Origin of the sequence: Shewanella violacea DSS12 (genome assembly GCF_000091325.1) — a bacterium.
GTDB classification, from domain to species: domain Bacteria; phylum Pseudomonadota; class Gammaproteobacteria; order Enterobacterales; family Shewanellaceae; genus Shewanella; species Shewanella violacea.
Window position 1 is genome coordinate 1,731,377 of sequence record NC_014012.1, and the last position, 12,826, is coordinate 1,744,202.

Below are 12,826 nucleotides of genomic sequence, written 5' to 3' on the forward strand. Positions count from 1 at the left end.
AGATACAGCTGAGTCATGATTAATTTATATTGATAATTTATCCTTATATTATGTTGGGCTAGAATCTTGAAAAATTGGTTGGATAGTCATTTCATTCTCAGCAGGATACTGAGCTATGTCCATTTCTGATGTATCTAGGTTTGCGGTAGAAATTATCATCATTGATATATCATCCTGAGGTGAATTTTGCTGCCAGAGTTCGAGGGCGTGACTGAGATGGTGCAACAAATCCTCCGGTGATAATTGGTGTGCATCTGAGCAGGTCTTGACTAGCCTCTGTTGGCCAAATTGGCCAAAGTTGGGGTGTTGGCACTCATATAAACCGTCTGAATACAGCATCAGGTGTTGGTTACTACTTAAGAAGAAGGAGTTGTATTGATATTGAAATTGATTGTCGATTCCCAGGGGCAAACCTGAGTCCAGACTCATCATGGTCGCGCTATCGTTATCGAGTAAGATTGGCTGTGGGTGTCCCGCTATGGTCATTCTTACTTGGCCGCTGTCAGTATTGGCGATTCCCAGAATCAATGTGGCGAAGCGGCCGGCATTTTCAGGATCCTCAAAGTCTGCATTAAGCTCAGTCACAATTAATGCAGGATCTAAGCTGTCCCAGTGACAACTCTTACAGCTGAGCCTCTGGGCTAATGTAAAACTTTGCATCGAGGCTGCAATGCCGTGTCCGGTGACATCGAGCAGATAGAAACCTAAATGAGAGTCGTCGATACTAAAGCATTGGAATATGTCGCCTGCGAGATCTTGTGCCGGTTGAAACCTGGCTGCTAGGCTCCATTGATTGATAAGCTTGCTCGATGTCGGTAGCAATGATCCCTGTAGTCTGGCGGCGCTATCTAAATCTTTTTGAACCTGTGCTAAGTAAGCTTGCTCCTTGGATAGGGCGGTGTTGAGCGCTATGTTCTTATCGGTCAGGTGTTGTTGCATCTTAACTATGCGGGCCGCAGCTAGCAGCCTTACCTTCAATATACTAGGTATAAAGGGTTTGGTGAGAAAGTCATCGGCACCAGATTCAATGCCTTCTACCATGTGTTTTGCCTGATTGTTGGCGGTTAATAGAATGATATATGGCGGGATCTGTGTCTTTTTAAGTCGTTGGCATAACTGGGGACCCGTTAAACCTGGCATACGCCAGTCACTGATCACAATATCTGGCATCTGGCTTTGATATAACTCGATTGCTTCCTCGCCGCTGGCACAGCTAGTAACGTCCATTCCCATGTTCTGCAGTAGCTTGACAATAAAGTCGCGCTCGCTCTTAGTATCTTCAACCAGTAAGACTGAAAGTGTGTCTAATCGAAACGGGACTGCAGCTGTGGACATTCCATGTGTAGCACTTGAAGTCATAATCAGACTCATTAGCTTATATATGGTACCAAAATAAAGGCAATCTTTGTGCCATTGCCTAAGCTTATAATCCTATGCTGTTGTTAATATATAAAAAGTAATATTTGAGATGATGATTGCTCAATATCTGCAAAGGTAAAAATTGCAAAATGCAAAAGAGTCATACATATTTAATTAACGGCTTTAATTGTGGAAAAGGATGTTGTCGCCAAATTTTTTGATGTGGACTTTGATTCACTTATGATTAATCCGGTTGAAATTTGGCATAGGCTTTGCTCCAGTATCTAAGGTAGTTGCTGGTAAGGATATGCATAATGAAAATATCACAATGTCTCAACACGTATCTGTTCTACCCTATAGTCTTGTTTTTTTTGTGGTGTTTCACGACGCAAGCAGCTGATACAAAACACACAGTGACAGAGCTATCGACTCTCACTTTTGGTGTGGTGCCGCAACAAGCCGCCAGTATGCTCGCAAGAAAATGGTCTCCCTTACTGGCAGCCTTGTCGCAAAATGCAAATTATCAATTGCATTTTGCGACAGCCCCCGATATTCCCACCTTTGAGAAGCGCTTGGCCAAGGGGGAGTACGATATTGCTTATATGAATCCCTATCATTTTACTGTATTTAACGAATCCCCCGGTTATCAGGCTCTGGTAAAAGAGAAAGGTAAGAAAATAAAAGGGATTATTGTTGTTCAGAAAATATCGACAGCCCAGTCATTGTCAGATCTTAATGGGGAACTACTGGCCTTTCCGGCTCGTGCTGCGTTCGCCGCCAGCGTGTTGCCCAGAGCTAACTTGAAGATAAAAGGCATCGATAATCAAATTAAGTATGTTGGCTCACATGATTCTGTTTATCTAGCCGTAGCCCAAGGGTTAGTGGCTGGTGGAGGAGGGGTCAAGAGAACCTTTAAAACCATGGATAAAGAGGTTACCAGCCAGCTGCGAGTGCTCTGGGTCACCCCAGGATATACACCCCATGCAGTGGCTATTCATCCTAGAGTTTCTCTTGCTATCAAAGAAGAATTAACCGAAAAATTCACCCAACTTTCTTCGACTCAAGCAGGAGCTGCGTTACTGGAAGGACTTGGATTTAAGCCTTTCGAAGCCGCCACTAGTCGTGATTGGGATGATGTGAGAGCCTTAGGTCTAGGGGATTTTTCTAAGCCCCTAGAGAACAATGAAGAATAATCAAGGGTCCCTTATTGCTATTATTTAGTGATAAGAGGGAGGTTACTAATGACGTTTAGACTTAAAACGGTATTAGGCATAGCGTTAATTGAAGGCGTGCTTTTGATGCTACTGGTTTATACCAGTGTCGATTATCTCAAGAGCTCCAATCAAGCAGAAATAGAAAAACGTGCACGTTCAATAGTGCTGCTATTTGCTGCAGCGGCTAAAGATGCGGTGATCAGCACAGATGTCTCCACCTTGCAGGAGTTATCCAACGAGCTATTGGATAATACTCAGGTGTTATATGTGGAAATTTATGATCGTAATGACTTGCTCGTGAGAGCGGGTGAGCAAGTGCTTACCTCTGCCAGTGTTCAAAAGTTAACTGGGCTCGCATCGGGAGTGCTAGATAAACAAGACTCATTATCCCCCCATAAAGAGGCGCTATCTAAGGCGGGGGCCAGTTTTATCGGCATAGAGGATGGTGTGCTGGATGTGCAGGCCGATATTATTGAGTCAGGCTTTATGTTCGGTCGTGTCGAACTGGGGATCAGTACTAATGAGTTCGATCAATTCTTAGCCAGCGCTACCACACGGTTTAGCTCGATTGCTGGGTTAGAGATGTTGTTAGTGGCGCTTTTTTCTTGGTTATTGGGTAGTTACTTGACCAAGAATTTGAGTGAGTTGAAACGGGCATCTAAAAGAATACTCAAGGGAGAAACTGGGGTTCAGATCCCTGTGAATACCGATGATGAAATAGGCCAAACTACCCGGGCATTCAATCGTATGATTGAAAAAATTGAGATGAATACTCACGAGCTTGAAAGTGCCAACATTCGCCTCAGTACTATTTTAGAAGCCGCCGTGGATGGGTTTATCATCATAGATACCCAAGGACTCATAGTGCAGGTTAACCCAGCCGTGGGCCAACTTTTTGGTTATGACAACAATGACTTGATTGGCCATAATGTATCCATTTTTATGCCGAGTCATGAGCGACATATGCAGCATGATTTTCTGATGCGCTTTATTAACTCAAAAAGAGGGGTGCTACAAGGAAGAGGCAGGGAGCTGGTGGCACAACATAAGAATGGTAAGCTTTTTCCTATCGACCTGTCAGTCTCTAAGATGCTAATTGATGGCGACATCATGTTACTGGGCTTAGTGAAAGACTTAAGTGATATTAAACGTAAAGAGGCGGAGGCTAAACGGACCGAGTCTATTCTGCTCGCGACACTCGAGGCAAGCCAAGATGCGCTGATTACCATAGATATTACCGGACGTATTCAAGAATTTAATGAAGCGGCGAGTCATTTGTTTGGCCATAGCCGTGAGCAAGCTCTGGGTGAGATTCTAGAGGACCTGATATTTGTCGATATCGAGAAGAAGGCCTTCAAGGAAGGGCTGGAAACGTTCAGGAAAACCGGTTGTGGTCCAGCCATAAAGAAGAGCGTAGAACTCATGTCTATTAGGGCCGATGGGACCAACTTTCCGGTTGAAATGAAGATGATCCCGGTACAACTTGGCGATGAGATCTTACTCACCGCTTTTTTACATGATGTTTCAGAGCGTATGCAGTATGAGACTGAGTTAAAACAGGCTAAGAAACAGGCTGAACTTGGCAGTAAGGCTAAATCGAGATTCCTTGCCACCATGAGTCATGAAATCCGTTCTCCCTTGAATGCCGTCTTGGGTGGAGTAGAGCTAATGCTGGACTCTAAACTCAATAAAGATCAACGTATCTATGCGCATACCGCCAAAGAAGCCGGTACAGCTCTACTGAGCACTATCAACGATATTCTAGATTTTTCCAAGATAGAAGCGGGACAGATGGTATTGGAAAACATGAGTTTCTCCCCAGCCAAAATGGTGGCTCAGGTGATGCAAATTCTAGCGCCAAAAGCCAATGAAAAAGGCGTCAACTTAGCGACATTTATTAATCGAAATGTACCAGAACTGGTCAAGGGGGATGCCCAGAGATTGCGTCAGGTACTTCATAATCTTGTGGATAATGCGATTAAATTCTCCAGCGGTGGCTGTGTTTCTGTAGAGATGTGGATCCCGGACAGCCATCACCAAGAGGTTCAACTTCACTGCGCAGTCACAGATGAAGGCATAGGCATCAGCCTGCCAGCGCAGAAGAAACTGTTTAAAGAGTTTAGTCAGGTCCATGATCAACATAATACCAACTATAAAGGTACCGGGTTAGGCTTAGCCATTTGTTCCGAGTTAATCATCATGATGGGGGGGGAGATAGAGCTAAGTAGTCGTCTGGGCCATGGTAGTTGTTTCAGGTTCAATGTACGTTTACAACTAGAGGAGCAAAGAGGCACTTGCCTTACTCATATTCCAGCACATGCCAGAGTCTTACTGGTGCATCCCGATAAGACCTTTTCTCACTTGGTTAGGAAACAGTACAGTCAATATGGGGTGCAGACCGTCAATGTAAGCCAGGTGACGGATATTTTTAAAATCGAAGATGTGAAAGGCAGGTTTAATCTTATACTGATAGATGACACTAGTTTATCTCAGCTCAGCTTAAACTTATCGAATCAATTTAAGCGCGATTTCCTTTTTGAAGATGGCTTAATTGCCGCGCTGATGTCGGGCTTGAGTCCTGAAATGCCTGTGGTCTTGGCCGATATTGGCTTAGAGCAGGTGATCAATAAGCCCTTGAGTCGTGAGATGTTGTTAGGTCTACTCAGTGGTGCTAGCCCAGATGAATTAGATATCAGTGAGGTCGAGACTCTATTACCTGAGCTGACACTGAGGAATAAGCGTCTATTATTGGCCGAAGACAGCCCTTCAAATCGCGTCATAGCCGGGGCCATGTTAGCTAAATCAGGATTCGAAGTAGAATTCGCCCATAACGGCAAAGAGGCGGTTAAAATGTCAGCCGAACATGACTATGGCTTGATATTGATGGATATGCGCATGCCTGAAATGGATGGTGTTGAGGCAACCCGAGCAATATTACTCGCTCAGCCCGATACTGTGATATTAGCCATGACGGCCAATGTGTCGAAAGAGGATGTTGAATCTTGCCTCAATGCCGGGATGAAAGACTTTGTGGCGAAACCGGTTAATCAGGTTGAGCTAGTGAAGGCTATCAATAATTGGCTGCCTTGCTTGGAAGAGCTTGACCTGCAAAGTAAACAGAGTCTGTCAAAAGAGACTGTATTAAAAGAGACTGTATTAAAAGAGACTGTATTAAAAGAGATAAGTACTGACAAATCTTGTGAAGTGGGTGTTCAGGAATTAAGCTTGATTAAAGAGTCCACGATAGACGATATCATGAATGCGAAAACTGATAATCCACAAAAGATAGATAAACAAGCGGTCATAGGGGACAGATTATTCGATGAACTGGTTCTGTCTGATCTGGTCGATGCCCTTGGAAAAGAGTCTATGAAGGGCATGTTTAATGTTTATCTTCAAGAGACCTATGATCGTTTAAAAACATTGGAATCATTAAAGTTGTCGATGAACTTTAACGAGATTGATGATCAGGCTCATACCTTGAAAAGTAGCTCTGGTAGTTTTGGCGCTCAAGCCCTTTATGAAGTGGCTAAATGCCTGGAGAAAAGTGCCCGGGATAAAGATCAAAAAGAGGTTGAGTCTTACATGCTGGAAGTGCAAGAGATTGGAGAGCAGACCATAAAAGCCTTCAGGGAGCGTTTCGCTGCTTAATTTGGTAACTAGACAGTCGATCTTTGAAGTCTAATGTTAGATGTCTCATTTAGATGCATAGCTGCTTACTTAGGGTCCTGATTATCGATAGGAACATGGGTAAAACTTTAGGTAAATAAATAGGTAAAGAAAATATGGAAATTAAGCACTCATTTACCGTTTTACTCGTTGAAGACAGCATGTCTTTGGGGGCACTGTATACCGAGTATCTCCGCTCCGAAGGTGCCAAAGTCACCCATGTGAATCATGGGGAAGATGCGTTAACCGAATTGATGACTTGGCAGCCTGATTTACTGGTGCTGGATATTAAACTACCCGACATGTCAGGCATGGATATACTGCAAAAAGTTCAAGCTCAATATCCTGATACGACGGTTATCATGATCACCGCACATGGCACCATAGATCTGGCGGTCGAGTCGATGAAGTCTGGTGCATTCGATTTTATTATTAAGCCATTCGATGCTAAGCGTCTCTCTATCACGGTCCGTAATGCACTGAAACAGAGGCAGCTTGTGAATTTAGTCGCCAATTATGAGAACAGTTTACCTAAGGCCAACTATATGGGATTTATCGGTGAATCCCTTGCGATGCAGACCGTATATAAGACCATAGATTGTGTCGCCAATAGCAAGGCTTCGGCTTTTATCATCGGAGAAAGTGGCACAGGTAAAGAGGTCTGTGCTCAGGCTATTCATCATGCTGGTAATCGCCGTGATAAACCTTTTATTGCACTCAACTGTGCCTCAATTCCTAAAGATCTGATTGAGAGTGAGATTTTTGGTCACACCAAAGGTGCTTTTACCGGAGCCATAGCTAACCGAGATGGTGCAGCTACCCGTGCACATGGAGGAACACTTTTTTTAGATGAAGTATGTGAGATGGACCTTGAGCTCCAAAGTAAGTTTTTGCGTTTTATTCAAACGGGGATCTTTCAAAGAGTTGGTGGTACCAAGGAGGAGAAAGTCGATGTGCGTTTTGTCAGTGCGACTAACCGGATCCCTTGGGATGAGGTGAAATTGGGGAGATTTAGAGAAGATCTATTCTATCGATTACACGTGATCCCCATTGAGCTGCCCGCGTTAAGAGTGCGTGGAAAAGATGTGATGTTACTGGCTCAAAAATTCTTAAAAGAATATAACGCCGAGGAAGGTAAGCTGTTTAAAAGTTTCACTAGTGACGCGAAAAAAATATTACAGGCTTATCATTGGCCGGGAAATGTGCGTCAACTGCAAAATGTTATCAGACAGATGGTTGTACTTAATTCATCGGATGTAATTGACTGCGATATGTTACCCCGTCAATTGCTAGAATCTAAAAGGCCAAGTACTCAATCGGTGACACCCATAAGCCTTATTCCAACTGCAGATATTAGTAGACAAGAGGGATCTGGGCGTCAAAACGAATCGTCTGCCAAGCCGACTCATGTTAATGCATTTTCTGGTGATGAATATGGTCAGAGCAATGTGGGAGAGCGTATAGCTAACCAAGAGTTAGACACATTACTGACTCAGAGCCAAGATATTATTCCCTTGTGGTTATCAGAGAAACAAACCATAGAAGCGGCCATTGAGCACTGCAATGGTAATGTCCCCAAAGCGGCTGCTATGTTAGATATCAGTGCTTCGACTATTTATCGTAAGCGACAGAGTTGGGATGAGATGGAGAAAGAGAAAGAGGGAGTGAGTTCCTAACCATTAAAACTAAGCAGCTAGACAGTAAGAAAAATTGTCTAGCCGCTTTAAGGTATTACTTAAAAGCTTCTTTCCCAGCCTGCGTAAATAGTCGTGTCCCAATCATTTCCACCACTGGTGACATATTCGCTATAGCCTAAGGTGCCCCCGACTTTTAGCGTGCCTTCATAGAAGGGTCTGTGGTAGCTGGTATCGAACTGATACATGCGCTCATATTCACCTGGCGATACTGGGTTGCCACCTTCGGGATTAGGGGTGTCATTACCGTCAGTGTTGAGCCTTAACCAACGTAACTTATTGGTGATACTCTGGCCGCTGCCTAATTGTGTGATACCGCCAATAACCAGAGTCTCAGAGTCATTATCATAGGTGCTGCCCAGACTCTTGCCATAGTAGCGGTAACCATCTTTATAGAAGCCATGCTCATAGAGACAATTATAAATCTGTGGGTCGGTGCCACAAGAAACCTTAGTGTCGGCATATTCGATAAAAATACGTGTGTTGATATCGGCTAACACAAAGTCGATACCACCCATGTTTGCGGCGTTGATTAGCTTGTGTTTACCGTTATGATAATCTTCATGGGTACGTTCGTAGTAGATGCCATAGGGGATACCGAAGGCAGTGTCGGACCAGCGAAAATCATAGCCAGCTAACATATTTTCCTGACCATTTTCAAGATCAGCTTCATTTTCACCGCCGTTAAACAGGCCATCCCACCAGTCACCTAGGCTGTTACCATAACCTTCTCCGCCCCACTGCATGGCCCAGGAAAAACCGACTTCCAGTTTAGAAATTGGCCTGAGTGTACCGCGAGCCCCCCAATGTTTGGCTTCGGGTACATAACGATCACTCTCCATCTGGCTGAAGCCTGTGGTCAAGGTCCAGGGGCCTATCCAGTTTAGCCAAGGTGTTTCAAATGCTTGGCTGTTATTGCGGCTGAAGGTTACCCCAGGCATAGGTCTGGCATTGGTTGTTTGAAGAAGACCCGTATCCCAACCCGGTCCCCAGTACTTTTGCTGGGCGCCAGCGCTGACTATCCAGTTGCCTAACATAACGGCGACGAAACTATTATCTAAACGAGCACTGTTACCATCGATTGCATCGTGATGATAACTAGCAGAAACTCGGCCGCTGAACCAATCTTTGGTGACTTCGGCATTGATTGTCGTTTCACCTTTATCTCGATAGTCATTACCGAAGCCTAAAAAACGGGCATTATCTGTGGCTGCGGTTAGCTTAATTTCGCTATTAAAGGTTTGATGATCTTTGTTATAGGCGACGATGACACGGTCATAGGCACTGGCTTGCATTGGCGATAAATTGTTAACTTCGGCCTTATCCATATCCTGTTTCAATCCCGCCCACATCAAGGGGTAAGTCGTCACAGGCTGCAGAATAATACCGGTATCGGCTAGCAATTGAATATCGGCTCTTAGGGCAAGATTATCGGGTTCAACCCACCAGGCGGCTTGTGCCGATGCACATGTAAGAAATAGTAATCCAGATAATATTTTGAGTTTCATGGTGATCCCTTATGTCATTGACGGGGATTCTAAGTGATTTAAGTGTTTCATGACAGTATAGTGAAGAATATCAGTGGAAAATTTAATGATTGTATCGCAATGCTTTTACATCTGTATATTCAGTGTAACTTGTGATTTAAGCTTGTTTTACTCTTGTGAGTAAGATCTTATTAATTAAAGTATGCCACCCATAACAGGCATACTTTGATTTGGATTTAATAAGCCATGGGCCATGGAATGCGTTTTGGGCTTACTCTGTTATTGGCACTGACTTACTGTATTGGTCGATAAATTGCTGGTGGTAGGGCATCTGCGTTACCTGCTTATCAACCATTTGTTTAAGGCCCGCAAGAAATCGTTTTAGCTCGGTATCACTCATATTATCGACGATCTGATGATAGTGCTTTGGTATTATGCCTTGACCTAGCATTACCTGGGTCCAGGAATCGATTCTAAACAGCTCAGTTTCAGTCAGGCAGACACAGGCTGTGTCTTTAAACAGCTCGATTCGGTGAGATAAGGTCGCGGGGATCTCCATATTTTGGCAGTATCGCCAGAAAGCAGTGTCGTCTCTGCTGGTGGCTTTATAATGCAATATGATAAAATCCCGAATGCGCTCCATCTCCTCCTTGGTCTGTTTGTTATACTCGTTGATATTGGCATGGCTTATTGCATCATGTGGGAACAGCTTCATCAATCTGAGTATGGAAGACATGATCATGTGTAGGGCCGTTGACTCTACTGGCTCGACAAAACCGCTTGCAAGCCCAATGGCCACACAGTTTTTGTTCCAGCCTTTCAAGCGTCTGCCAGTTTTGTATTTGAATACTCTTGGCTCTGTAATTGCTGGGGATTCCAGATTGTTCATCAGACTCGCTATGGCATCCTTATCGGATATGAAGCGGCTGCAATAGACCAAACCATTTCCCACTCTATGTTGCAGAGGTATGCGCCATTGCCAGCCAGAGTCTCTGGCCATGGATTGTGTGTAAGGTCTGGGCTCAGCGGATTTCTCTGTCTGTACCGCGACTGCTGCATCACAGGGAAGCAGATGACTATAGCTTTCAAATCCGGTATTGAGTGCTCCCTCAATCAATCTGGCACTAAATCCGGTGCAGTCGATAAAGAGATCGCCTTTGATTAATTGGCCATCCTTGAGTGTGACTGAGGTAATGTGACCGTTTTGGGCATCAATGCTGACATCATCTATGATCCCTTCGATATGTTGTACACCATGTTTAATCGATAAATCATGTAAGTACTTGGCGTAGAGCCCCGCATCTATATGGTAAGCATAGTTAAGAGACGAGTCTTTAGAACTGAAGAATTTACCTGCTCGAGCGGCTTGGAGTTCGACACAGTAATCACCAAACTCGGCGGTTAATCCTTGTTGTTTTCCCTTAAGCCAAAAATGTTGAAACTCAGCTGCCCAGCACTCTTTTCCTGTTGTGCCAAAAGAGTGTATATAGTCATCACCTAGTGCACCCCAGTTGGTAAACTCTATGCCCAATTTAAATGTGCCTTGTACACTGCGCATAAAATCTTGTTCATCGATACCAAGTAATTGGTTAAATACGCGGATGGGAGGAATGGTGGCTTCACCCACTCCAATTCGGCCTATCTCTTCTGACTCGATGAGACAAATATCCAGATTTTTCCCCAGTAGTTTTGATAACGCTGCCGCGGTCATCCAGCCTGCTGAGCCGCCACCGGCAATCACGATTTTTTGCACTTTTTTATTTGAGTTAGTCATGCTATTCATCATCGCTCCTTGTATATGTTAACCCTGTTTAATTGCTTTTATAAGGTCACGGTTTGAGGGCAGTCCTTCGATATATTTTGCTTTGTTTTGGCTTACTTCACCGAAACACTGCCGGGCAAATTCTACCTTGTCGGACATCTTCGCCTTGCTTATATGTGTGTTAAACCCCATGCCGTACAATACGTATTGGTAGCTGGCAGATGGAAAAATCTCTTCATTTTGCATCAGATCATGACGATTCGGTGGCTGGTATTTCCACAGTGCAAGCTGCTCTTTTAAAGATGCCGTGATGGTCTGTTGATCTCGATTATCGTGCCAATATTGTGAATCTTGACGTTCGCTGATGACATAGTGGAGTTTGAGAAAGTCGATGACTCGTGACCAGCGATATCGAAAGCGTTCATTATAACGCTTCGCTGTGATCTCCATCTGCTCACGGTTTACGGGCAAGTGCTCACTGATCATGCTGGCTGACAATTCAATTAATGCCAGTGCCGAGGCCTCTAATGGTTCGATAAAGCCCGATGCCATTCCGACCGCAACACAGTTCCTATGCCAAAATTTTTCTCTATGACCTGGGGTAAAGCTGATTTTTCTTGGACTCAACTGCTCCGCTCGTTTTTGTCCTATGGACTTAGCGATATAAGTAATTAAATCGTCTTGAACCTGCTGGTCACAGGTATGGCTACTGGAGTAGGTATATCCAACGCCTCGTCTGGAGGGGAGTCCTATATCCCAAATCCAGCCACAAGTTTGAGCCGTAGATAGTGTTGTCGAGGCAATCTGTATATTGTCATCTTCGTAGGGGACGTGCAGTGCCATGGCGGTGTCATTAAACAGAATATGACGTTTTTCGATAAAGGGAATATTGAAATGTTTGCCTAACAATAAAGACGACATACCAGTACAGTCGATAAATAGGTCACCACTGATTTTGCCAGATTTTCTGGTACAGATCTGGGCAATATCGCCATTCTCGGCGGAGATGATATCAGTCATGTGATCCACAATATGCTTCACACCTAATTTTGCCGTGCAGTGTTGCATCAATAGTTTTGCAAACTTAGCTGCATCCAGATGGTAGCCGTAATTTGTTACTGCGGCATATTGCGGCGTTCCCAACTGCTTCGGGGCTCGTCCGGCATCGCAAATACTCGCCTGTACACAGGTGATATGGGCAAATGTGTCATCGGGGTGATATTCTTGCCAAGCGTGATGCAAGTTGGCTTGACCATAGCCTTGGGGGGCCATGAAAGGATGGTAATAGCTATCTGTGTGATGACCGTTTTTCCAAGCCACAAACTTGGATCCTTGTTTAAAAGAGGCATCACAACAAAGCATAAACTCAGATTCGCTGATGCCTATCTTTTCTAGAGTCGATCGCATTGAAGGCCAAGTACCTTCACCTACGCCGATTGAGCTGACTTCGGGGGATTCTATTAATGTGACATGAATAGAATCCCTAAGGTGAGAAATATGCTCGGCGGCAATGACTGCTGCAGTTAACCAGCCCGCTGCTCCACCACCAACAATAGTCACTTCTTTTATGGCATGCATCATAATTTCAGCCTACTTTTTGAGTATTTCTAAAAACGCTTTATCGAAGAAAACGCTTTTACA

General features: G+C 44.3%; 7 protein-coding genes. 3 read left to right on the forward strand and 4 right to left on the reverse strand.

The genetic code is table 11. The features are described 5' to 3' along the window. Positions 1–48 precede the first annotated feature (48 nt). Positions 49–1,359 carry a SpoIIE family protein phosphatase gene (locus SVI_RS07030; protein WP_231847778.1) on the reverse strand — a complete coding sequence of 437 codons (1,311 nt, stop codon included), beginning with the start codon at positions 1,357–1,359 and terminating at the stop codon, positions 49–51. Between the two features lie 314 nt (positions 1,360–1,673). Here SVI_RS07030 and SVI_RS07035 point away from each other — a divergent pair, with 314 nt between their 5' ends. From SVI_RS07035 to SVI_RS07045, 3 genes are all read left to right on the forward strand, one after another. Next, positions 1,674–2,552: a phosphate/phosphite/phosphonate ABC transporter substrate-binding protein gene (locus SVI_RS07035; protein ID WP_013050793.1), complete on the forward strand. Its 879-nt coding sequence runs from the start codon at positions 1,674–1,676 to the stop codon at positions 2,550–2,552. A 48-nt stretch (positions 2,553–2,600) separates the two neighbouring features. Beyond that, the gene (locus SVI_RS07040; protein WP_041419764.1) at positions 2,601–6,224 is read left to right on the forward strand and encodes a PAS domain S-box protein; all 3,624 of its coding nucleotides are present in this window, start codon (positions 2,601–2,603) and stop codon (positions 6,222–6,224) included. Positions 6,225–6,358: 134 nt separating this feature from the next. Continuing rightward, entirely contained in the window at positions 6,359–7,918 is a 1,560-nt protein-coding gene (locus tag SVI_RS07045; RefSeq protein ID WP_013050795.1) for a sigma-54-dependent transcriptional regulator, read from the forward strand. Between the two features lie 59 nt (positions 7,919–7,977). Here the strand turns inward: SVI_RS07045 and SVI_RS07050 are convergent, their stop codons facing one another. The 3 genes from SVI_RS07050 to SVI_RS07060 all read right to left on the reverse strand — a co-directional run bounded on the left by SVI_RS07050 (position 7,978) and on the right by SVI_RS07060 (position 12,766). Beyond that, on the reverse strand, positions 7,978–9,444 hold the full coding sequence (locus SVI_RS07050) for a capsule assembly Wzi family protein (protein ID WP_013050796.1): 1,467 nt from the start codon (positions 9,442–9,444) through the stop codon (positions 7,978–7,980). A gap of 250 nt (positions 9,445–9,694) precedes the next feature. After that, on the reverse strand, positions 9,695–11,197 hold the full coding sequence (locus SVI_RS07055; protein WP_041420253.1) for a tryptophan halogenase family protein: 1,503 nt from the start codon (positions 11,195–11,197) through the stop codon (positions 9,695–9,697). 27 nt (positions 11,198–11,224) lie between these two features. Next, complete coding sequence (locus SVI_RS07060) at positions 11,225–12,766, reverse strand: tryptophan halogenase family protein (RefSeq protein WP_013050798.1); 1,542 nt, start codon at positions 12,764–12,766, stop codon at positions 11,225–11,227. Between the last annotated feature and the right edge of the window lie 60 nt (positions 12,767–12,826).

Coding starts and splice junctions, on each gene's coding strand:
- SVI_RS07030 (WP_231847778.1), bottom strand. CDS start 1,359: ATGACTTCAAGTGCTACACATGGAATGTCCACAGCTGCAGTCCCGTTT.
- SVI_RS07035 (WP_013050793.1), top strand. CDS start 1,674: ATGAAAATATCACAATGTCTCAACACGTATCTGTTCTACCCTATAGTC.
- SVI_RS07040 (WP_041419764.1), top strand. CDS start 2,601: ATGACGTTTAGACTTAAAACGGTATTAGGCATAGCGTTAATTGAAGGC.
- SVI_RS07045 (WP_013050795.1), top strand. CDS start 6,359: ATGGAAATTAAGCACTCATTTACCGTTTTACTCGTTGAAGACAGCATG.
- SVI_RS07050 (WP_013050796.1), bottom strand. CDS start 9,444: ATGAAACTCAAAATATTATCTGGATTACTATTTCTTACATGTGCATCG.
- SVI_RS07055 (WP_041420253.1), bottom strand. CDS start 11,197: ATGACTAACTCAAATAAAAAAGTGCAAAAAATCGTGATTGCCGGTGGC.
- SVI_RS07060 (WP_013050798.1), bottom strand. CDS start 12,766: ATGATGCATGCCATAAAAGAAGTGACTATTGTTGGTGGTGGAGCAGCG.